The sequence below is a fragment of the Parabacteroides distasonis ATCC 8503 genome, from assembly GCF_000012845.1.
GTDB classification, from domain to species: Bacteria; Bacteroidota; Bacteroidia; order Bacteroidales; family Tannerellaceae; genus Parabacteroides; species Parabacteroides distasonis.
Window position 1 is genome coordinate 3,178,969 of record NC_009615.1, and the last position, 23,729, is coordinate 3,202,697.

Annotated in this window: 20 protein-coding genes; 8 read left to right on the forward strand and 12 right to left on the reverse strand. The window is 43.5% G+C overall.

All coding sequences use genetic code 11. The features are described 5' to 3' along the window. Position 1: 1 nt before the first annotated feature. The 6 genes from BDI_RS13380 to BDI_RS13400 all read right to left on the reverse strand — a co-directional run bounded on the left by BDI_RS13380 (position 2) and on the right by BDI_RS13400 (position 8,122). Positions 2-628 (reverse strand): PASTA domain-containing protein, encoded by a 627-nt coding sequence (locus BDI_RS13380; protein WP_005861027.1) that lies wholly within the window; start codon positions 626-628, stop codon positions 2-4. Between the two features lie 150 nt (positions 629-778). Then, positions 779-931, reverse strand: a complete 153-nt coding sequence (gene rpmH, locus BDI_RS20395) for a 50S ribosomal protein L34 (RefSeq protein WP_005633099.1) — start codon at positions 929-931, stop codon at positions 779-781. 320 nt (positions 932-1,251) lie between these two features. Continuing rightward, positions 1,252-3,150: a hypothetical protein gene (locus BDI_RS13385; protein ID WP_011966939.1), complete on the reverse strand. Its 1,899-nt coding sequence runs from the start codon at positions 3,148-3,150 to the stop codon at positions 1,252-1,254. Between the two features lie 28 nt (positions 3,151-3,178). Beyond that, a complete protein-coding gene (locus BDI_RS13390) occupies positions 3,179-5,206 on the reverse strand; it encodes a fimbrial protein (RefSeq protein ID WP_011966940.1) in 2,028 nt (675 codons plus the stop codon). Between the two features lie 32 nt (positions 5,207-5,238). Then, complete coding sequence (locus BDI_RS13395) at positions 5,239-6,345, reverse strand: hypothetical protein (RefSeq protein WP_011966941.1); 1,107 nt, start codon at positions 6,343-6,345, stop codon at positions 5,239-5,241. Between the two features lie 811 nt (positions 6,346-7,156). Then, the gene (locus BDI_RS13400) at positions 7,157-8,122 is read right to left on the reverse strand and encodes a tetratricopeptide repeat protein (RefSeq protein WP_011966942.1); all 966 of its coding nucleotides are present in this window, start codon (positions 8,120-8,122) and stop codon (positions 7,157-7,159) included. A 289-nt stretch (positions 8,123-8,411) separates the two neighbouring features. On the opposite strand from BDI_RS13400, the gene BDI_RS13405 reads away from it, so the two are divergent. The 6 genes from BDI_RS13405 to BDI_RS13430 all read left to right on the forward strand — a co-directional run bounded on the left by BDI_RS13405 (position 8,412) and on the right by BDI_RS13430 (position 16,488). Next, positions 8,412-8,708 carry an OadG family protein gene (locus BDI_RS13405; RefSeq protein WP_010185308.1) on the forward strand — a complete coding sequence of 99 codons (297 nt, stop codon included), beginning with the start codon at positions 8,412-8,414 and terminating at the stop codon, positions 8,706-8,708. An 18-nt stretch (positions 8,709-8,726) separates the two neighbouring features. Continuing rightward, entirely contained in the window at positions 8,727-10,652 is a 1,926-nt protein-coding gene (locus BDI_RS13410; RefSeq protein ID WP_009276414.1) for a biotin/lipoyl-containing protein, read from the forward strand. Beyond that, positions 10,652-11,887 (forward strand): sodium ion-translocating decarboxylase subunit beta, encoded by a 1,236-nt coding sequence (locus BDI_RS13415; protein WP_009276413.1) that lies wholly within the window; start codon positions 10,652-10,654, stop codon positions 11,885-11,887. The genes BDI_RS13410 and BDI_RS13415 overlap by 1 nt, the downstream gene beginning before the upstream one ends. 216 nt (positions 11,888-12,103) lie before the next feature. Further along, positions 12,104-13,957 carry a DUF349 domain-containing protein gene (locus BDI_RS13420; RefSeq protein WP_011966943.1) on the forward strand — a complete coding sequence of 618 codons (1,854 nt, stop codon included), beginning with the start codon at positions 12,104-12,106 and terminating at the stop codon, positions 13,955-13,957. 63 nt (positions 13,958-14,020) lie between these two features. Further along, on the forward strand, positions 14,021-15,229 hold the full coding sequence (locus BDI_RS13425; RefSeq protein WP_041525589.1) for a hypothetical protein: 1,209 nt from the start codon (positions 14,021-14,023) through the stop codon (positions 15,227-15,229). 65 nt (positions 15,230-15,294) lie between these two features. Next, a complete protein-coding gene (locus BDI_RS13430) occupies positions 15,295-16,488 on the forward strand; it encodes an esterase (protein ID WP_008780628.1) in 1,194 nt (397 codons plus the stop codon). A 65-nt stretch (positions 16,489-16,553) separates the two neighbouring features. On the opposite strand, the gene BDI_RS13435 is transcribed toward BDI_RS13430, so the two are convergent. The 3 genes from BDI_RS13435 to BDI_RS13445 are packed head-to-tail and all read right to left on the reverse strand — an operon-like array spanning position 16,554 to position 20,484. Beyond that, a complete protein-coding gene (locus tag BDI_RS13435) occupies positions 16,554-17,249 on the reverse strand; it encodes a LytR/AlgR family response regulator transcription factor (protein ID WP_005866589.1) in 696 nt (231 codons plus the stop codon). Continuing rightward, positions 17,246-18,304, reverse strand: a complete 1,059-nt coding sequence (locus BDI_RS13440; protein ID WP_011966945.1) for a sensor histidine kinase — start codon at positions 18,302-18,304, stop codon at positions 17,246-17,248. The genes BDI_RS13435 and BDI_RS13440 overlap by 4 nt, the downstream gene beginning before the upstream one ends. A gap of 20 nt (positions 18,305-18,324) precedes the next feature. After that, entirely contained in the window at positions 18,325-20,484 is a 2,160-nt protein-coding gene (locus BDI_RS13445) for a TonB-dependent receptor domain-containing protein (RefSeq protein WP_011966946.1), read from the reverse strand. 832 nt (positions 20,485-21,316) lie between these two features. On the opposite strand from BDI_RS13445, the gene BDI_RS13450 reads away from it, so the two are divergent. Beyond that, entirely contained in the window at positions 21,317-21,514 is a 198-nt protein-coding gene (locus BDI_RS13450; RefSeq protein ID WP_041525590.1) for a hypothetical protein, read from the forward strand. A 3-nt stretch (positions 21,515-21,517) separates the two neighbouring features. Then, on the forward strand, positions 21,518-21,790 hold the full coding sequence (locus BDI_RS13455; RefSeq protein WP_005860988.1) for a type II toxin-antitoxin system RelE/ParE family toxin: 273 nt from the start codon (positions 21,518-21,520) through the stop codon (positions 21,788-21,790). A gap of 4 nt (positions 21,791-21,794) precedes the next feature. Here BDI_RS13455 and folE read toward each other — a convergent pair whose 3' ends face one another. From folE to tpiA, 3 genes are all read right to left on the reverse strand, one after another. Further along, positions 21,795-22,385, reverse strand: coding sequence for a GTP cyclohydrolase I FolE (gene folE, locus BDI_RS13460; protein ID WP_005860986.1), 591 nt, complete (start codon positions 22,383-22,385; stop codon positions 21,795-21,797). A 5-nt stretch (positions 22,386-22,390) separates the two neighbouring features. After that, positions 22,391-22,897 (reverse strand): hypothetical protein, encoded by a 507-nt coding sequence (locus tag BDI_RS13465; protein ID WP_005860984.1) that lies wholly within the window; start codon positions 22,895-22,897, stop codon positions 22,391-22,393. A gap of 70 nt (positions 22,898-22,967) precedes the next feature. After that, positions 22,968-23,723 (reverse strand): triose-phosphate isomerase, encoded by a 756-nt coding sequence (gene tpiA, locus BDI_RS13470; RefSeq protein ID WP_005860982.1) that lies wholly within the window; start codon positions 23,721-23,723, stop codon positions 22,968-22,970. Positions 23,724-23,729 lie beyond the last annotated feature (6 nt).

Here is a 23,729-nt window from a genome sequence, read left to right on the forward strand (position 1 = left end):
CTTAAAACCAGTTTTCTATATCACTATCCAATGGTTCTACCGGAATACTATCCAAAGCCAATGAGTCGGGAAGCATATTCGGATCGCCACTGCTTACTTTCAATACCAGATGAGCGGTCAACGGTACATGTTCCCCTTTGAGCAAGGTACGCCCGTTTAACTCCACCCCCATCGCCAAATCTTTATAATCGCCCGGCACATACTCTATCTCGACCGACGAGAAGCCACGGGCCCGCAGCAAGGCATACGCCTGACGGAAAGATAAGTCTTCCACCTCCGGTATCACGGCCATCTGGGAGGTCAATGCGTTAATCGTAACAAAGACGATCCGCCCCTCTTTCACCTTCGATCCGACACCGGGAACCAACTCCACGATGGAGCCCGGAGCCACATCTTTCGAGAATACGGAATCGATCACGTTATAGCGTAGCTTATTATTCCCGAAAAACTCGGCGGCGTCCTCTAGCTTCATTCCTTTCACGTCCGGAACGACCACCGCTTGATTATGGCGGGTATAAGAATCCAGCCACGCCAGTACGCCATAAACAACGCCGCACGACACGACTATCACCAACAAGAGATTGATGACAAACGGATTCTTTATCAGTTTTACAAAAAAGTTACTCATTTCACGTATGTATTTGTAGGCGGTTCAAAAGTAGAAAAAAAACGGCATATAGACCAATACCCACCAGAACAATACTACAAAAACAAAGAAAGTAAAGGCTTTTTAGGAAAAAACCTCTACTTTCTTTATAAATCTTTAGAACGTGACTAATTATCCGTTGTATTCGTCAGATACCGTTAATTTAGCTCTGCCTTTAGCACGACGAGAAGCTAATACTCTACGGCCATTAGCGGTAGCCATTCTAGAACGGAAGCCATGCTTGTTCTTTCTTTTTCTGTTGGAAGGTTGGAATGTTCTTTTCATCTTTCTATATTATTTATTATTATTCGCATACTTATTCGGGCTGCAAAGATAGAGCCTTTTTTTTAATAAACAAAGGGTTGCGCAATTTTTTACGCAAGAACCTTTGATCTCAGACCAAAGCAAGTTAACTTCATCAGCAAATGAAGAAAGCGATGCCGCCCATCTCCTTACGGAATGAATGGCATCGATGAAGCACGAATGCTATATGAGGTAAAGGGCCGGGGAGGAGGTGCAGCCTACGTGTAAAACAAATTCAATCCATTGTGTGCTGCACGCTCCCCGCATCCATTATTCACATGATGGATGGGAACCCGTTATTATTATCTCATATCCACAAATACATAATTACTGGTACTACTTTTCGCCAAATCAGATACAGACATTTTCGCAGTATACGTACCTCCCCAAGATGTGTGTGTAAACGTTATTTCATCATCTGCATACACGGATACTTTATCCAATATTATTTTAGAGCTATTATTAGTTCTAATTGCTGCTCCTCCACCACTTGATATGGAATAAGTGATCGTTACATTACTTCCCACATTGCTTCCATTTCTTCGACATTGCAAATAGAAAGTTTTCGTCTCTTTAACTTTTTCAGGTCTAGTATAACTCAAATCAGAAACAGGATTGAATAAATCAGCCTTTAAAATAACATCATCTTCATCATCATTTGCTGTATTTGTTTTAAATTGAATAACCTTCTCTTCAGGACTAAATATCTGATCCGTATAGACGTAGTACCAATCGCTCGCTCCGGTCGTTTCCAAACGAACACCGGGTTCTACTGCATACAGTTTTTTAGTATATATCTTATATTCAATGGGGAATAAGGATTCATCAATATCTTCCGGTATCGAGAATTTCAGATAAGCATCTTGCTTCTGACCTGCGGCAATTTCATTTGTACCCGTCCCCTCCTTCACGTCTTCAAATCTCGGATTAATAAAGTCATAAGGGGGACGTAAGACCAATTTAATCTTACGCTGCAAATTACCTCCTACCACGTAGAAATACGCTATCTTCTCACCGGAGTCAGGAGCCGGCTTTATATTGGCTGTAATCGTTATCGTCTGATTGCCAGAAGGTATCCAAGAAGGATAACTTAAGTTACCATCTACGACATCCGACATTCCCTCACCCGGAACCACACTCAACTGCCCTGTTCCCGCATATGTCGCAGTCATCGACAATGTGTTAGAAGAGCCCGTAAAAACGAATGTCGTCTTTGTAACATTCAAGGCCTCGCCATCATAAGTTATATTCGGATACTTTTCCATAATAGCCGAGGCCGTGATATTATTATCCGCTATCACATTTTCATCTATAACCTCAGCCCACGTAGCTCCTTTTCTGGAAACGCTCTTGACCGTTATATTAAAGGCATAATTACGAACGACATCATAAACACGAGTTACCTTATCATTCTCATCCTTTACGGCAAGATCAATCTTATAATATGTATAGGTCTTGCTACCATCAAATTGCGCCTTAATAATAACAAAAGTCGCATTCTTATCTTGATTATAATGTTCAAAAGTATACACAGATTCACCCGGCTTCGCATATTTACTAGCATCTGGCTCATTCTGGGGCGCATAAAAATCTTGATTTGGAATATTCAACTTTCCCGCATCTTTATAACCGATAGATGCCAACTGTGATTCATTATAAATGAGATAAGAAACATTTTTCAATTTCACAGCTGCCTCCGATGAGAGATTCAGCGTTATTTTGGCCCAGTTTCGTAGTAGTTCAACATTGTTGTTACCAGCATCTTCTAGATTATTGCTTATATTTTTCGCAGGAATTTCACTAAAAGTTCTCTTTCCCCAAAAGATTTGCTTATCTGTTCCTAACGAGGCCATTCCGCTTTCTAGGGAAGGGGTTAACGTTCCATCATTGGCGACAAAATGGATGGTACGGGTCTCTTTTGAGATAGAAGCCGTATATCCATTGCCAGAAACAACAGCCTCTACAACTGGAGAGATAAACTCTCCATCCTCATTAAATGTATATAGATATAAGGACTCAACACCTTTCTCCACATCCCCGGTCGCTTTCGTAATCTCAAGAGCATTCGGAGCATCTACAGAGAATGAAAGAGAAACCATTGATCCATCTGTCGGTTGAATTTCTATTTGTTCTATTTCCTCTGTCGCACATGAAGCGAGCAACAGCAATACAGAAAACAAGCCATATATTTTTTTTATCATAATTACCTAATATTAAAGGTTCATAAAATCAGTAAAGATCATGTACACAGCGAACAAATCTATTGCTATTAGTGCTATTTGTTGTTTCATATCTGTAACCTGTACCCTTGGCTCCAAAATAATAACACCAATATTTTCTAGCACTCCAATACTGCCCCCCCGTATTGTATAAATAATTTACTACTTGATCTGAATTCTGTATCGTATACATAAATTCCAATTCTGCCAAAGTAGGTAATCGCCACGTTCCTGCTTCATAAGAATGATAAACCCCTCTTTCATCCGTATAATGCTCTTCATACACCTCACAACGTTTAACTGCTTTATCATAGTTATAACTACCACCAGACACCGTTCCATATCGAGATGCAACTACAAATCTTGGCGAAACCAATTCATTGGACAACATATCATTTTTTGTTAGTCCTGTAATTTTATCATAAGGATCGCCAATAACTAATGTTCCCGGAGCAATAGTCGTTACAGTAAACAAATTGGGATTAGTACTACCCGTCGGACTGGCGGGTGTATTAGTTCCCCCAGACACAACTCCTGTCAGATATTGAGGAGGATACTGATCCACTGCAATTCCTAATACTTTCAAACCCTCTACATTATGAACTCCAAAAACAAATTGCTTTGGGAAATAATTCTCTGGTAATTTACTCGTAATTTTAATATATCCACTCTTTCCTAAATCTCCTATTATAGACGGATACTGCTTATCTTTATTATCATAGTATCCTGTACCTTTAGTAATAACATTTCCTTTTAACTCATACTTTTCATAAGTCGCATAAGATGGTTGATCAATCGTAATATTCGAGCTAGAAGCAAACTCAATCTTATACTCAGTGATATTCGCCATCACCACCTTAGTCTCCCTAACGAACAAATACTTCAAATCTGCAATAACCACATCCACGACAAACTTTTCCACGCCTTCCCACGGTGTTGTAGATACCATAAAGTTGATTCGTTGTGTCTTCATGGATATTTTACCTGTAAGCTCATATCTATTACCATGTATGATACCATTTGTCGTACATCCCTCAAGTTCTGTTGTAGGATTAAAATCCTCATATTTATAAGAATGATCTTTCTCTTCCTCTATAATACTTCCCTTTGTTACATTTTGAATAGTCATATCCTCATTAAAGGTAGTCGTGACCTGTATCTTTTGTAAATCACCCGTTACATATATAGACAATGGGGTTAACGTCGTGTTCAACTTCTCATAGGTATAAAAAGGTAACGCAACGCCATTTTGCAATGTAATATCCTTTGCCGTAGAGAAAGCATCATCATATTGATTATCTCGACCAAGCAATATTAAATCTGATTTCTGATTGATATTCTTGATCGTAAGTTTAGTTACAGTATAGAACCACTGGTTAGTTATTTTTGTATCAGCTGTTGCAGACACAGTCTCCGGCTCTTCATCTACCGTAAACTTCATATCGATGCGTGCCGCTAATTGTGTCATCGGAACAGATATACTTGTCACAGCCGTATTTAGGTCATACGCAGCCAACTCCCCGACCTTTACCAAATTTGAAGCATCAAAAGTTCCACCTGAAACGGTTTCCGACAAACCTTTCAGGTTCTCATAAGTAGTCGTTCCCAATCTAGCCAAGTCCTCATAATGCGTTGAATTCGCAATCGCTACGATACGAACCTTACCTGTCTTTGCTTGTATATTATCAATTTTATAAGCAATCAATGTTTTTCCATCAATCGTTACGGTAGAATTGGGAATTCCCCCGTCAAACGCTACAGACTTGTACTCCAAGCACTCACCCACAGTTCCATTCGCCTCATTAAATATAGCGACCACAACATTATTCACTTTTACCTCATCCTCTGTCGAATATGTATACCCTTCAGCGATATCCCCTCCAGCTTTCGTCATCGCTGTCACTTCTCCCAAAGTAAGAGTCATAGAGAATGAGATATCCCGCCCGTCCTCATTTCCTCGCTGAACTTCTTCTTCCGAGTTACAGCTCGTGAAAAGCAGTCCAACAAACAGCACTGATAATATATTCCTTATTTTCATAATCTTGTATTTTTATTTTACCCGTTTACACCTTAATTATCTTCCATAGGAATGGATATGGTATTATTCAACCAATCTCTTGTATAGCAAAGTAGTTCTGTCTCGACTTTATCTCCAATAATAGTCATATTGACAACCAAGCGATAAACATATCCGGATTTAACGCCATGTAAGATATTTCCTTCCTTATTGATCACAAACGGCCTCGTAGTTCTTTCCTCATTGCTATTTCCTATTTTGAACCGAACCTGCATTTTTACTTGATCACTCTCTGCCTTCGCCAGATTCCGGAAAGAATAAAAAGACAATAGATTCTTATTATCTACAAAAGAATAAGTTGACGGAAGATCCGATACCCCATTATAGACCTCCACATTACACGTTTTACTCTCAGACAAATAAGTCGCATTTTTATGAGTTTGCTCATTTATCGTATAACTCTCAGGATTCAAGTTTAACAGATCCACTCCTGTAACAGTAACCTTCTCTTTAACAGATGCTCCTTGAAAACCTGAAACATTAAATTCCGCAAGTTCTATTCGAGCTGTTAGTTGAGAAAGAGGTATTGCACCTATTTCTAAAGGCTTTCCCAATGCCTCCGCAATTGTTGGATAGCCAGCAAAGTCAGTATCAAAACTGATATCCATTTTCCCAACTTTTACCAAAGCATCCTTATCATCCTGTATTATATCCTTTATATTATTTTCCGATTGGCAACCCGCAAACGACTTCGAGCTATTAGCGATTACCATCACGGAATAAGGACTAGGCTTTTTCACTTTTAAAATCACTTTAGCCCAATCATCTTTCGTTCCGTCTTTCGTTTTAACGATATAATTCTCCTTATTCACAAACAACCCTTCCATTATGGAACTGACTTGTGTGCCCTCAAAAAATATCAACGTACAATTATTAATCTCTGCCTCATCCATAGAAGCAGGTAATGTTCCAGCATCAGATAAGGATTTTGTCTCCAAAGAAGAAAGAGAAGTCTTAAGAACAAAAGCGGCCTCTCCCATCTCTATCTCAACATTTCCCGAATCTCCTATCTCCATGTCCCTCAGCACGTCATCCTCCATCGAGCAAGCGACTGCTAATAGCATCAAGCAAATACTTGAGATTATTGTCTTTATTTTCATGTCCCTATATTTTATTCGTTTAACTTATTCCTCGTTGTTTAGAATATAAGGATCGTTTTAGTTCCGATAGGACTATTTAATCTAGCCCTATTATTAAATCCTTATATTATAATCTCTTATATAAATCCATCCCCTTTAGAGAAGAACTTATGAAAATCATCCTTACCTGTTTTCTTGTAGGGTAAAGAGTTGATACTTTCTTGTATATCCTCTTTACTTAAGCCTGTTTAAAGTATTTAGTCCTATCGGGACTAAGTTTCCAAAATCAAGCTTGTGAACTTTTTACACGGACAAAATTAGATGGATACATTAATGTAGGGAATAGGCGGAACTTTCAACTTTAAGGGGTAAAACTAGCAATTTGAGGCTTGCTGAAATAAACGATAGAGAATCCTATCATTTCGATAGAGATACCTACGCTGAGAAAAAATATAAACTCGTTTCCAGAGATTTTTTGATGTACTGTTTCATACGAGAAGATCCAGTGATAAGGGAGGCTTATCGTATATTTCTATGTATGCTCTTGTTCTCTATCGAATGATTCGGTAAAAAGTCGTACGTGTTTCTCGAAAAACATTTACGACTTTTCAAAAAAACACGTACGTCTTTTGCGAAAAACACAATCGTATTTTTAAGACACTAATGTCCAATAACTTACAGAGCCATGTCATTCATATACTTATTGTATGGAATTTGTCTTGGAATGTAGTATGTCCTTACTTTAAGTTACCATTTTGAAGGGATGAGACGTAGTACGCTACGTCTCTACAACTAGAGGTATCCAATGGGATTGAAAATGTGGTTACCTTGATCAAAAGATTCCCCCTTTATACATATTATCGAAATTCGAATGCTGTCCGTTCATCTTCTGGGCCTCTTCGCCTTCTGGATTCAGTTCCAAAGATTTCTTCAAGTCCTCGAACGCACCGGTCTTATCTCCTTTCAGATTCTTGGCTCGCCCACGCTCACTATAAGCCTTGGCAAAAGACGGATTCGTCTCGATCGCCTCGTCAAAGAAAGCGATCGCCTCGTCATATTTCTTTTGCTCGATCAATAACTGACCAGATAAGATACAAGCATCCTCATTAAACGGATTTAGATCTAGGACCTGCTGGAAATCAGAATTCGCAGCCTCGATATCCCCTAAAGCCATATGAATACGTCCTCTCAATAAATAAGAACTTTCCTCCTCCGGCACGATCTCGATCGCTTTCTCCACATCGGGCAGCGCCTCTTTAGCTTGTCCCAGTCCTAAAAGAATCTCTGCACGCAATAAATAAGCATCGGCGAAATCCTCCTTCAAGGAGATCGATCTCGTTAGGTCGGCGATAGCGCCAAATACGTCATTCGTCGCTTTCTTCGCTTTTGCCATCATGAAATAAGCGACATGATTAGAAGGCTCTAGCTCGATCACGTGCAAACAATCGGTTATGACCTCCGCATCCTTATCCAACATAAACAATAAGTTAACGCGAGTCAAGCGGGTAGCGATATGATCCGGCTCCATCTCAACCATCCGGTTCAACACGTCCTCGGCTTTCCCCAGCTCGTTCGCCATCGTATAAGCGGAGACGAGATAGCTCATCGTCTCAAAATCCTCCTGTATATTCAGCGCCTCCGTAAAGCATTTGATCGCATAAGCAAGTTTTCCCATCTTCTGGGCACGCACGCCGTCGTATTTCAAGATATCAAAGTTCTTCTGCTCGTTCTTCGCCTTATCCTCCGTCGCCTCGGCCGGTTTGGAAGAAGAGAATAAAGATGTAAAGAAATTTCCCATGGTCTTATTCCTTAATTATTATAGTTCTACATTATTAGAGTTCCACCGCAAAGTTACGGTAATATATTTGAATTTTCAGCCGTACAAGCATCGGAAAAAACACGTACGTGTTTTTTCAAGCTGACAATCATTCACCGAAAAGGCCGTTTCGCTTATTTATTTTCATTTTTTTAATTAAAATGTAACAGATCGTTTTCCAGTATTTTATAATTTTGCGATTGTTTTTAATTTGGCTGAAAGTTGCTCAATCCTTTGTAGAAACCTTTTAAGCTAGCCACAAATATAGAATATGGAGAATATAGAGACAGGACTTTTGTTAATGGTAGTTGGAATGACCACCGTATTTGCTATCCTTTTGATCGTTATCTATCTGGGGAAAGGACTTATCGTCTTGGTGAATAAATACGCGCCGGAAGAGATCATAGCGAAGAAACCAGTAGCGGCAGCCGTTCGGGTACAAACGGCCACTCCAACGCAAACCACCGCGATCGGTAGCCTTTCCGGACAGGAGACAGCCGCCATCGTATCGGCAATCAGTGCCGTGACCCGTGGACAGGGGAAAGTTATCAAAATTGAGAAAGTATAAATAATACATATTAATATCATGAAAAGAGAAATCAAATTCAGTTTGGTCTTCAGAGACATGTGGCAATCCGCCGGAAAGTATGTCCCGACCGTAGACCAACTAACCAGAGTCGCTCCGGCAATTATCGAGATGGGCTGTTTCGCCCGGGTGGAAACGAATGGCGGAGGATTTGAACAAGTCAACTTATTATTCGGCGAGAATCCTAATAAAGCGGTCCGTGAATGGACAAAACCTTTCCATGCGGCAGGCATTCAGACGCATATGTTGGACCGTGCGTTAAACGGCCTTCGCATGAGCCCGGTACCCGACGATGTACGTCAGCTATTTTATAAGGTAAAGAAAGCGCAAGGAACGGATATCGCCCGCACGTTCTGCGGCCTGAACGACGTACGGAATATCGCCCCATCTATTAAATACGCAAAAGAGGCCGGTATGATCTCACAATGTTCCTTGTGTATCACGCATTCTCCGGTACATACGGTTGAGTATTATACCAAGATGGCATTCGAGTTGATCGAACTCGGAGCGGATGAGATTTGTATCAAGGATATGGCCGGTATCGGACGTCCGTACACATTAGGCCGTATCGTAGCCAATATCAAGGAAAAATATCCAGAGATCCCTATCCAATATCATAGCCATGCCGGTCCCGGCTTTAACGTAGCTTCCATCATGGAGGTTTGTAACGCGGGTTGCGACTATATCGACGTAGGTATGGAGCCGCTTTCTTGGGGTACAGGGCACGCGGACTTGCTGACCGTACAGGCTATGTTGAAGGACGCCGGTTATAAGGTGCCCGAGATCAATATGGAGGCTTATATGAAGGTTCGTGCCTTGGTTCAAGAATTCATGGATGATTTCTTGGGATTGTATATCAGCCCGAAGAACCGGTTGATGAATTCCTTGCTAATCGGACCGGGACTTCCGGGCGGTATGATGGGTAGCTTGATGGCAGACCTTGAGAAGAACCTAGAGACGATCAACAAGAGCAATATAAAGAACAACAAACCGCTGATGTCTCAAGACCAGTTATTGATCAAGTTGTTCGACGAGGTAGCTTACGTATGGCCACGTGTCGGTTATCCTCCATTGGTAACTCCATTCAGCCAATACGTGAAGAACCTAGCTTTGATGAACGTCATGCAGATGGAGAAGGGGAAAGCCCGCTGGAGCATGATCGCCGATGATATCTGGGATATGATCCTTGGAAAAGCCGGACGACTCCCAGGTCCGTTGGCTCCCGAGATTATCGAGAAGGCGCAAGCCGAGGGACGTAAGTTCTTCGAAGGTAATCCTCAAGACAATTACCCGGACGCGTTGGATAAGTACCGCAAGTTGATGAACGAGAAACAATGGGAAGTTGGCGAGGACGAGGAAGAACTCTTCGAATACGCCATGCACCCCGCTCAATACGAGGCATATCGCTCTGGAAAGGCCAAGGTCGAGTTTAAGGCAGACGTGGCAAAACGTAAGGCAGAGAAAGCGAACGCCGGTAAACCGACGGTACCCGCCACTCCTGCCGCACCGGCTCCGGCACCTGCCGCTGCATTAACGATGCCGACGACTCCGCAAGTCATGACCGTAGATGTAAACGGACAGGCTTACCATGTGACCGTCGCTTTTGGTGATACCAACAGCTCAACTCCGGAAGTTAAACCGACAGTGGCTCCCGCCCCGACAGCCCCAGAGGTAACAAACGTTCCCGCAGGCGCTGGGAAAGAGGTGCTTTCTCCGCTGGAAGGTAAATTCTTCCTAGTAAAGAACGCTTCCGATACCCCGGTGAAGGTGGGCGACGTAGTGAAAGAAGGGGATGTCCTTTGCTACGTGGAAGCCATGAAAACATACAATGCCGTACGTGCCGAGTTCGGGGGAACGATCACGGCGATCTGCCTGTCTTCCGGTGATGCCGTATCTGAGGATGATGTATTAATGACGATTCAATAATGAACGAGATATTTCAAAACTTATATGAGATGACTGCGTTCAGCAATATCATTGCTGAACCGCAGTTCTTGATCATGTATGCCATAGCGTTCGTATTGCTCTACCTCGGTATCAAGAAACAATACGAGCCGCTATTGCTCGTGCCTATCGCGTTCGGCGTATTGCTCGCCAATTTCCCCGGAGGCGATATGGGAGTGATTCAAGCGGATGAGAATGGGTTGGTTAATGTACACGGCGTGATGAGAAACATCTGGGAAATGCCGCTGCATGATATCGCACACGAACTTGGCTTGATGAACTTCATCTATTATATGTTGATCAAGACGGGCTTCTTGCCGCCGATTATCTTCATGGGTGTCGGTGCGTTGACCGACTTCGGACCGATGCTCCGTAACCTTCGCCTATCCATTTTCGGCGCCGCGGCTCAATTGGGAATCTTCACGGTGCTTTTGGTAGCGATCTTGATGGGATTCACACCAAAAGAGGCAGCGTCTTTAGGTATTATCGGTGGCGCCGATGGCCCGACGGCTATCTTCACGACCATTAAATTGGCTCCGCATTTGCTAGGCCCGATCGCTATCGCCGCTTATTCTTACATGGCTTTGGTACCGGTTATCATCCCGTTGGTCGTTAAGCTACTGTGTTCTAAGAAAGAATTACAGATCAACATGAAGGAACAAGAGAAGAAATACCCTTCTAACATGGAGATCAAGAATTTGCGTGTATTGAAGATTATCTTCCCGATCGTGGTAACTACCGTAGTCGCCCTGTTTGTTCCCAGCTCCGTTCCTTTGATCGGTATGTTGATGTTCGGTAATCTTGTAAAAGAGATCGGAACCAATACGTTCCGTCTGTTCGATGCCGCTTCCAACAGTATCATGAACGCAGCCACGATCTTCCTCGGATTATCCGTCGGGGCAACCATGACCACGGAAGCGTTCTTGAACCTAACAACAATCGGTATCGTAATCGGCGGTTTCTTGGCATTCGCCTTGTCTATCGCCGGAGGTATCTTCTTCGTTAAGATTTTCAATTTGTTCACTAAGAAGAAAATCAATCCGCTTATCGGAGCCACGGGTTTAAGCGCCGTGCCAATGGCCTCTCGTGTGGCGAATGAGATCGCGTTGCAATATGATCCGAAGAACCATGTCTTGCAATATTGCATGGCTAGTAATATCTCGGGAGTGATCGGCTCGGCGGTAGCTGCCGGCGTATTGATTTCCTTCTTGGGATAAATAAGATTAAATAGTATAAGTAGACGGTGGGAGACGGGGCATGCCCCGTCTCTACAACCGGAATCAAGAGAAATAGGCCAACCTTAACATCTATTAGTATCCAAAATGACTTTTTAGATAAATAATTTCCCCGAAATGCTGTAATCCAAAAATATTTAGTTTAATTTGTGACTTGATATAGGAATGTATTTATCCTTTTCTTAAAAGCGATTGTATATGAAGGACACTCTTGAGACTAATTTGCCGGAAGAAGCCGGGAAATTGGAAGAAACTAAAAAACCGGTTGAGACGCCGGAAATCGATGCTACCGCAGACGTTGAAGCCAACGATACAGCGGAGGCGGACGCTGCTATTGCCGCAGGTAAATTAACCAAAGAAGAAATTCTCGCTAAGTTAACCGAACTTGTTGAGACTTCCGTAGAGACTTCCCGTGGAGAAGTAGAGGCTTTGAAACAGGCTTACTACAAGATCCGTCGTAACGAGGTGGAAGAGCTCAAGAAGGAATTCATCGCTGATGGTGGCGAAGAAAAGGATTTTACAGCTCCCGCTGACGAAACCGAGAACAAGATCAAGGATTTGCTCACTTCTTATAAAGAGAAAAGAGCCGCTATCCTCGCCGAGGAAGAGCGTGTAAAGGCCGCTAACTACGCTTTGAAATTGCAGTTAATCGACCAGTTGAAAGAGCTTTGCGAAAGCCAAGATGATTTCAATAAATTATACAACTCTTTCAAGGACATCCAACAAAGATGGAAAGAGGTGAAGGCCGTTCCCCAAGAGCACGTGAACGAGCTTTGGAAGAACTATCAGATCTACACCGAGAAATTCTATGATATTATCAAGATAAACAATCAGTTCCGTGATTACGACTTCAAGAAGAATCTGGAATTGAAGACCGCCTTGTGCGAAACCGTAGAGAAACTAGGTAATGAGCCGGATGTTATCTCCGCTTTCCACCAGCTTCAGAAGCTGCACCAGCAATGGCGTGAGATCGGGCCGGTGGCGAAAGAGTTGCGTGAGGATTTATGGGCTCGCTTCAAAGCTGCCTCAACCGTGATCAATAAGCGTCACCAAGAGCACTTCGAGAAACTGAAAGCGAAAGAGCAGGAGAATCTGGATGCGAAGACCGTGATTTGCGAACAAATCGAGGCGATTGATTTCAGTGCGTTGAAATCGTTTAAGGATTGGGAAGAAAAGAATAAGGAGGTAATCGGCTTGCAAGAGAAATGGAAGACGATTGGTTTCGCTCCGAAAAAATATAATGTAAAGATATTCGAACGTTTCCGTGCCGCTTGCGATGTCTACTTCGAGAAGAAAAGCGAGTTCTACAAGGCGATCAAGAGCGATATGGAGAAAAACCTCGACGCTAAACGTGCGTTATGTGAGAAAGCCGAGGCTTTGAAGGATAGTACGGACTGGAAGGATACGACGGATAAGATGATCGCTTTGCAGAAAGAATGGAAGACGATCGGACCGGTAGCCCGTAAGCATTCCGACGCTGTCTGGAAACGTTTTATCTCGGCTTGTGATTATTTCTTCGAGCAAAAGAATAAGAACGTTGTTTCCCAAAAGAGCATAGAGCAGACCAACTTGGCCGCTAAGAAAGAGTTGATCGCTAAGATTAAGGGCATGGACGAGAGCCTTGGACATGATGAGGCTATCACGACCTTGAAGTCTTATATGGCGGAATGGAACACGATCGGTTTCGTACCGTTCAAGGAGAAAGATAAGATCTACAAGGAATATCACGAGGCGGTTGACCAACAATTCGATCGCTTGAAGGTAGACCAGAACGATCGCAAGATGCAGTCGTTCCGCAACAACCTAAACGAGATGACCAGCGGCGAAAGAGGTAAAGGCCGTTTGTTCAGCGAGCGTGATAAGTTGATGCGTATGTACGAGCGCATGAAGAACGAGCTTCAGACTTACGAGAACAACATCGGCTTCCTAAGCATTTCCTCCAAGGGCGGCGGCGGTTTACTGAAAGAAATGGAACGCAAGATCGAAAAACTGAAAGAGGATATGGCTTTAACAGTCAAGAAGATCGATGCCATCGACGAGAATCTGGAATAACAATCTCATAAACCCGAGCAAAGCCGTCCTTTAAAAAGACGGCTTTGTTGTTTTTACGCTTTTATGTCACGGATACATTATTTCAATCCCGGCCACGAGACGGCCGTACTTTTAGGGACACAGAACTACACGGCACCGACAAATGTCCGTAAAATGCAAAAAGACTTGGCGCTGCTGCCGGTTTGGTATGCGGAAGAGGATGATTTTGTCTATCTGGAAGATAGTAAGGCAACCCCTCCGTTTTTCGCCCATTTGCCCAAAGACCTACACCCGGCTCCTATACCTGTAACAAAAGCGATGCTGATGAAAAACGCTCCCTACCTCTCTCCTATGGACGCAGCCCCGTGGGGACTTTCCCCGCATAGTCTTCATTTATTCGAGCAGTTGAGGGACAAGGCAAAAGTCCGGCTATCCGTCCCGACTTGGAAAGAGGATTATTTTCGCCTTACCGGTAGGCAAACGGCGGCGGAATGTCTGGAAAAGATACAGGCCCTCCTACCCGATCTCCCTATTCCGGTAGCGCCTCGTTTCTGCACGAAAATCCGGGAGGTGGAGAGATACATGATCTTATGCAACGCTCCCTTCGTATTAAAAACACCCTATTCCTCTTCCGGACGGGGATTGCTATGGGTAGAGAAACGAAAACCGGATACAAAAACGAAAAACTGGATAGAGGGCGCATTCAACAAACAAGGAATGATCAGTATCGAAAGCGGATTAGACAAAGTACAGGATTTCGCCATGGAATTTTATTCCGACGGGCAAGGTACTGTCCGTTACGAGGGATTATCCGTTTTCAATACCGAGGAGCGAGGCTCCTATACAGGCAACATCCTAGAGGAACAATCCACCATGCTCTCTCGCATCACCCGATTCACGGGCGAAGAAACCTATTCCCGCATCCAAGAGGCGGTAGGCTCTGTATTACAAGAAGTGTACGGATCTACTTACGCGGGCTGTATAGGTGTGGATATGCTGGCCTATAGACAAAAGGATGGATCTTTCGCTATTCATCCCTGCATTGAGATCAATATGCGGTACACGATGGGAATGGTCGCTTTACGTCTATTCCAGCATTATGTAGCGCCTAGGGCTGTTGGCGATTACCGGGTTTCTTACGAGAAGGAAGCCGGAGAAGCTCTCGAGAAACACCGCCTCATGTCTGAGACTTATCCACTTCGCTTTGCGAATGGAAGGATTCAAGAAGGCTACCTCTCATTATGCCCCGTCACGAAAGACACACATTATCGAGCCTATTTATTGCTCATGTAACAGATTATTCATTACATTTGTAAAAATCTTTAGACCTCAGTAATACCATTAATAAATTTATCATTATGAAAAGATTATCAATCTTGGCCGTATTCATGCTGATCAGCGTGATCACGTTCGCCCAACAAGCCCTTTGGGGTAGTCAGAACATCATCTCTCCGGAGATTCATCCGGATAACACCGTAACCTTCCGGTTCATGGCACCCAAAGCGATCAAGGTGCAGGTAACAGGAGATTTCCTTCCCACACAGAAGATGGAGACTCAGTTCGGTTTAGTGGATGTACCCGGTACCGTTGATTTAAAGGAAGGTAAAGAAGGCGTTTGGGAATATACCACACCGGAACCTCTTCCCTCCGAATTATATAGCTATTCCTTTATTGTCGATGGATTAAAGACTACAGATCCTAATAATGTCTATCTGAACCGTGACGTGGCATCCGTTACGAATATCTTTATCATCAAGGGTGGACAGGGCGATTTATACAGCGTTAATGATGTTCCTCACGGAACGGTCGCTCGCCGTTGGTATGAGAGCCCGACATTGGGAAAGACCCGCCGTATTACCGTTTATACGCCGGCTGGCTATGAGACAAGTGGCAAAAAATATCCGGTATTCTACCTCTTACATGGCATGGGTGGCGACGAGGAAGCTTGGATCGCCTTAGGACGTACGGCCCAGATCTTAGACAATTTGATCGCCCAAGGTAAGGCAAAACCGATGATCGTGGTTATGACAAACGGAAACGCGGATCAAGAGGCCGCTCCGGGAGAATCCAGCCTAGGTTTAGTTAAGCCGAATATGCAACTACCTAAAACCATGGAGGGTAGCATGGAAAGCAGCTTCCCGGATGTCATTAAGTTTATCGAGAGCAATTACCGTGTGGAAAAAAAGAAATCCAGCCGTGCGATAGCCGGACTTTCCATGGGCGGTTTCCATTCTTTGCATATATCTAAGCAATATCCTGATATGTTCGATTACGTAGGATTATTCTCTGCCGCTATCCTCCCCCGTGAAGGCTCCGAATCTCCCATCTACCAGAATATGGATGAGAAGCTGAAAGTACAATTCGGCAAGCACCCGAAATTATACTGGATCGCCATCGGCAAGACCGACTTCTTATACAAGAACAACGTAGACTATCGCAAGAAACTAGACGATAACGGCTACAAATACGAATACTACGAGAGCGACGGCGGCCATATCTGGAAAAACTGGCGCATCTACCTCACAAAATTCGCCCCAATGTTATTCAAATAACAAAATACCCAGTTGTAGAGACGCGGCATGTGCCGCATCTCTATGACCTAGCTACAGTCATATAATTACAACGTATTCTTAAGGATACGCTTAAATACAACATCTCTGAGATTACGGGCGATCGGGATTTGATAGGATTCGATACGTAATCTATTCCCTTCTACCAGATCGACACGATCCGCATTAATTATATACGATTTATGCGTTTGGAGAAATTGATCATCGGGTAGGGATTCCCCGATCCGCTTCAAGGTTGAATGGGTCAATACTCTACCGGAAGTAGTATAGATACTAACATAATTTTCCAACGCCTCTACAAATAAGATATCTCTTAGGTAGATCTTACGCATTTGCTTCTCGCTTTTCACGAAGAACGAGGCATCCGCATCCGGCGTATTCTCCCGAGCCAACAGGTCGTGCACCTTATTCACGCCTTTTAAGAAACGCTCAAAGGAAATAGGCTTCAGCAAATAATCCACGACATCCAGCTCATACCCTTTCAAGGCATATTGCTCATAAGCGGAAGTAACGATCACTTTGGGAGGCTGGTTTAAGGTCGCCAATAAATCCAAACCGGAAAGATAAGGCATCTCGATATCTAACAAAAGTAAATCCGGCTGCTGAGTTTTCAACAGGGTATTTAATTGGATAGCGTCCTCACATACACCGGTCAAGGAGAGAAAATCCACTCGCTCCACATACGATTGCAATCCTTTACGGGCCATCGGCTCATCATCTGTTATCACGCAGGTTATTGTCATATATCTTCTATTTCAATCATTAATTCCGCTACGAACTCAGTCTCTTCTTTCCGGGTTTCCAAACGGTGCTTATTGGGATACAACAAAGATAATCGGCGGCGTAAATTTACCAGACCGATGCCTTTACGTTGCCGTTCATCCACCGATTTACGCAACGCTTCGTCCTCCGCTGAAAGCTCGGGGATGGAGTTTCGTATAAACAAACTGATCCGGTTATTTTCCCATTTCATGATAATATCCAATTGATAATCGCCACCTACGTATTTAAAAGCGTTCTCTACCAACGGGAGGAAGAGTAACGGATAAATATTCAGTTCATTCAATTCGGGCGGAAACTCTACACGCAACCGCAGGCGTTCACTCATACGAAGCTTACGCAAAGCTATATAAGTTTTCAAATAATCAATTTCTTGTAGGATACTGACCTTCTGATTACCGCCATACAGTTGGTAACGCAAGAGTTCGGATATCATCTCTAACGTGCGACGAGGCGCCTTGTTACTTTCATCAATCTGGAAATAAACGGTATTAAGCGCATTAAACAAGAAGTGAGGATGATATTGGGATTTCAAGAACTTCAATTCCGTCTGTAATTGATCATTCTTGATCTTTTCCAGTTGGATACGCTGCTCGGCGTAATCTTTATCCAATACTTGAGCTCGCTGAACATTATAGACCATAAACGCAAACAAACACCCTATCACGTTCGCGATTATTATATCGTCCATATGGAAAGCATCACCGGTAAATATACGGGTTATTGCCAACGTAGCATTCACACCCAATATAATCAATAAGAAAGGCATTCCATACGATCTCCAAACAAATTTCCATCTATTCGGTTCTTTCGCTCTTCGGCTCTTCTCGATCTGCCATCTGAAATAAATAAAAAACAAATAAGAGACAAAAGCAAGGATCACGATTTCTAAGATACTATTCCCCAAGGACTGTGTCCAATAGTGTCCTTCTTTCGTATAATCCGTTACCCAGCGGATACAAGAATACAAAGAGACCGCAAAAATCATGGCATATACCCACTTATATATCTTTTTCATAAACCATTTGTCTAGAGGTTTCACAAATTTATTCTTTTACTTTCATCTACGCTATGCTTCCGGCGAGATTCTTTCACCTCCAAACCACGATTTATACGATAGGTCAATGAAATACCGACTACCGTCCGGTTCATCCGCTCTTTTATAAAAGCGTGCTGGGTGGGAGTCATCACGCTCATTCTCGATACATTTGAATGGAAAATATCCCGTGCGAATAACTGGATCGTTCCCCGGCCTTTCCATATCTTCTTCTGGATACCGGCATTTATTTGCCATAACGGATAGATCGTAGCTTGTCCCGCCGCCATTTTCCCATTATAGAAACCGATAAGTTCAGCGCTCCAAGTCCGGGCAAAGTTAAACTGATTCGAGATCCCGATATTCGGTGTCCATCTCTCATTCACCTTTACTTGATAATTCTCCGGCAAACGATACCGGTTATAGATCCAGGATGCGCTGACGTTCACGTTCCAAAATGAGGTTAGCGGTAACTGGGAGGTACTGAGCCGAGGACCTACGCTGACGCGGGAAGAGAGATTTTCCGGTGAGACATAAACAACATAGTTCCCTTGATCCAAATAGCTCTTGATAATTACATCCTTCGTATAATTGAAAGCAAGCCCCACCCGGAATAAATCGCCATATATATAGGCCAGTTCCAGATTATCGGATAATTCCGGGCGTAATAAGGTGTTACCTTTATCATACGTATACTCATCGTGGATATATACAAACGGATTCAGGTCCCGGTAATTCGGACGGACAATCCGTTTGCCATAAGTAAGCGACAGACTATTCCCATTCCTCAAGGCATACTGAACAGAAAGCGTAGGGAATAAATGTGTATAATGATTGGTAAAGGAGGAGTCTCTTTGATAAGCGTTACCCGACTGTTCACCCTCTATACGGGTATTCTCCAGACGAAGACCTGCCTCCAGACTTACCGAAGAGAATTTGGCGTCAAGCTGTATATAGCCTGCGTTTATATTCTCGTCATACTGAAAATCACAACTCAAGTCATGGTCCGACTGCCAAGAGTCGCCTTGTAGCCGATTATAATCAGCGTTATTATCGATAGAGACGAAAGAGGTCTTGGCGCCCGCATGGAACGTGAAGGATTTCGAGAAAGGCCACACCAGATTCACTTGTCCGGAGTATAAATGGATTCCTCCACCCATATCCCCAAACAAGGTATCTTGGCTATTCAAATATTGATCTTCCTCGTATCGATAACGCAAGTAGTCCATAGAGGCATCCAAGACCCCGCCATCGGAGTTAAAGGTATGTGTTAAACTTAAAACAGCCGTAAAATTATCCCGCGAACGATTCTGGTCGTTCAAGGTACGAAGCAAACCTCCGGTTTGCGGAGATCGCTTAGGAATGGATGAGTTCATGTCTCCCTCAACCTTGCTACCCGCCAGATTTCCATCCGTGGAAAGCCCTATCGTAGTCTTTTCCGACATTTGATAATCGATCCCGAAACGATAATAGTTTGACTTATTCTTCCAAGTTCGATAGGAAGATTGCGTCATCTGCCCGGTCTCCCCTTCCGGCCGCCAACCTTCCAGATAGCTTCTCTCCACATACAAATCATCGTAATCATTCTTCCGGGAATAGGAATAAGAGAGATAGAAGTTGAACTTATTCGTCCGCAGATTCAAGGTAGTAGAAGCGAAACCTTCCCCATATTTACCTTGGTCATAACTACCATTTACCGAAAGGTTCATTCCCCTTCGCAATATCTTCTTCGTACGTATATCGATAATACCGGAGTTTCCACTAGCGTCGTAACGTGCCGATGGCTGCGTAATCAAATCGATTTTATCTGTAATGGAGGCAGGAGTCGATTTTAAGAGGTTGACAAGATCTTGCCCCGATAAATAGGTCGGCTTACCATCCATCAAGATATTCGCTCCGTTTTGACCATTCAAGAAAATAGTGCCATCGTTTTGTATCACGATTCCCGGCAAACTGGTCAACACGTCGTAGACATTCCCTTGGCTTTGGGTGATAGAGGCATCCAGCCTATAAGTCATCTTCCCCGGTTTCATCTCTACCGTAGGGAGCTTAGCCATTATCACCACCTCCTGTAGCTTCTGGTCCGCTATCGTATCGACCTGTCCCCAACCGCTAAAAGAACCAATTGTCAATAGAACTACTATAAAAAAATTCCTGCTCATGTCGTTTTTATATCAAAATTACATCAGCAGGAATATCCAATCAAATTATTGTGACCAACGGAAGTATCCGGGGGATGAAAGGTAAAATCTCCTACTTTTGCCTTCTGAAGTGAATAACTTGCGGCTTGTCGAGTGAATAACTAACGAGTATACCCAGTGAATAACTAACGGCTTTAGAAGTGATTAGTTATTCACTTCTAAACGCTTTTTCCAGCTGTTGATCAAGCAAAATTCTCATTTCCATAAAGTCATCCACGAAGAGGCTTTTCTGTCTTTTTGAGTAGTATTAGAGCTTTTCCATAACATCTCATTTCCACAGGAATCACAAGATAAAGGAGGGGAGATAACAATAAACAGTGCTTTTCCAATGAAAAAGACCGTTTTCGATACACATTAGGCGACAAAAGCCTACACATACGGTCGCGTTAAGCAACGCCAGTAGTGCCATTGGGCATTATAAGCAGTCGCAAATAGGGTTGTAAGTAGTCGTGAATGGGCATTCTTACCTCCTTATAGCCCTATCGTAACACCGTTTTTCCCTCCTTTTGCTCCATCGGATATGAATTACGATGAATTATTTTCGCTAGAACAAAAGGCTATTTTTCGGCATTGCTCTATCAATGAACCGATTGCTGATTTATTTTTTCAAATTCAAGCACAAGACGTACCTTAGCCCGGAAAAACCGATTCTCCGAGACTTCCGATTACAAATTGTCAATCCTAACAGATTGTCATATCCTTCGATCGTCTTTCTCGAAATCTCTCAAAGATGATTATCAATTCAATAAAAAAACGTATTTTTGTCACATACAATCTATAAACAACCCAAGATATGGAAGTGACAGTCAAGAAAGTAGAAATTACCTTACCGGAGGTAGACATGGCCTTGCTCAAAGAACTGGCCAAGAAATTCGGTTGGAATATCAGCAGGAAGAAGTCCGGTATAGAGAAGGGACTGGAGGATATCAAGGCCGGAAGAACACACAAAGCGAAAAACGCAGAAGATATGTTTCAACAAATCCTTGGTTGACCCATGTACCGATTGGAATACACCACGAATTTTAAGAAAGATCTTAAAACGTGTAAGAAAAGGGGATTAGAACTTCATCTACTTCAAAGGGTTATCGATATTCTTCAAGAAACCGGTACGCTCCCCAACCAATATCGCCCCCATAAACTAAGCGGTAAATTTGAGGGCCTATGGGAATGCCATATTAAAAGCGACTGGCTCTTAATATGGCAACAAAACGATACCGAACTGGTCTTGATCATGACCGATACTGGTACGCATGCCGACTTGTATTAAGTCATCAGCGGTTATGCTTGATCAGATTCATAAACTCCTCGCGCGTCTTAGCTTGTTGGAAAAAGCCTGTGAAATCAGAGGTAGTCGTCAAGGAATTTTGTTTCTCCACGCCACGCATCTGCATACACATATGCTGCGCCTCGATCACGACCATCACGCCCAACGGGTCCAAGGTCCTCTGGATGCAATCCTTGATCTGCATCGTCATACGCTCCTGTATCTGAAGGCGGCGGGCGAAGATATCCACTACCCTAGGGATCTTGCTTAAGCCCGTAATATATTTCTTGGGGATATAAGCCACGTGGGCCTTGCCAAAGAAAGGCAACATATGATGCTCACAAAGGGAGAAGAAATCGATATCTTTCACGATAACCATCTGTTTGTAATCCTCTTCCTGAAACATGGCGGAACGGAGTACCGCCTCCGGATCCTCATGGTATCCCTTGGTTAAAAACTGCATCGCTTTCGCTACACGTTCCGGCGTTTTAAGCAGACCCTCACGCTCCACGTCCTCACCCAGCAAACCCAATACTTCCTTATAATGGCCGGCCAAAGCTTCCCGGGCACGTAGCGTCTCTTCGTTTACTTCTGACATTCTCTTTAATTTAGGGGAATTTTTATCTCTTCTCGTACGATATACATTTCCTTCCCGTATTTCGGGAAAGCACCCATCAACAGGCGCATCATATGATAGGCCTCCTCATGCGAGCGGAAATCTCCCACACGCAACTTCCAAAACGGGGCGTTGTAAGTGACATACGTCGGGATCTCTGGAAAAAGCTCCTTGATTTCCTTCTCCTTACGAAAAGCCTCGTCTTTCGAGACCCGTTGGTTATTACCGGAAAATACCTGCGTACGATACCCTTGTACCTTCAAGAAGGTAAGGCTATCTGTCGTCTCCACGTTCGCTCCACGCATACGCTCACCCACCATCTCGCGGATAGCGGCGGATTGATTGATAACGACCTCGCCTTTTCCCAAACCGGATCTCTGCAACGCATCGAATATGGTCGAACGCTCACCTTCCAACGCCGTCTGAGCGAATAAAGATGAAGTACCGGCCATCATAAAGGCAAATAGCAATAAGATACAAGGAATTCTTTTCATAGATAGAATATTAAAAAGAGTATCTTTCCCCATTCATTGAGGGGAAAGATACCTTCTTATTATGAATTAATTAAAAAGCCTCGATAATCGGCATGAATTTGTCAACGGCCAAAGAAGCGCCACCGATCAAACCACCGTCTACGTTCGGTTTAGCGAACAATTCCTTAGCGTTACCGGCGTTACAGCTACCACCGTAAAGGATCGTGCAGTTATCAGCTACCTCATTGCCATATTTAGCGGCCAAAGTAGCGCGGATGTGAGCGTGGATCTCCTCAGCTTGCTCAGCGGAAGCAGTCTTACCCGTGCCGATAGCCCATACCGGCTCGTAAGCCAAGATGATCTTACCGAAATCCTCAGCGGAAAGGTCGAACAAAGAACCAGCGATCTGAGCGTCTACTACCTCGAAGTGCTTACCGGCTTCTCTCTCTTCCAAAACCTCACCGATGCAGAAGATCGGAGTCAAACCGTTAGCCAAAGCCAACTCAACCTTCGTCTTCAAGATTTCCGGAGTCTCATGATAATAAGCACGTCTCTCAGAGTGGCCTAAGATCACATATTTCGCACCAGTAGAAGCTACCATAGCGGCAGAAACCTCACCTGTATAAGCACCTTTTTCCTTGTCAGCGCAGTTCTCAGCGGCAACACCGATCTTGTTTGTATCGATAGCGGCAGCAACGCTTGCCAAGTGAGTGAACGGAGTACCGATGATCACATCGCAATTCGGAGTCTTACCCTTCAAAGCCTCGTCCAAACCTTTAGCCAAAGCAAGACCTTCAGCAAGAGTAGTGTTCATTTTCCAGTTTCCTGCAACAATATTCTTTCTCATAACTTA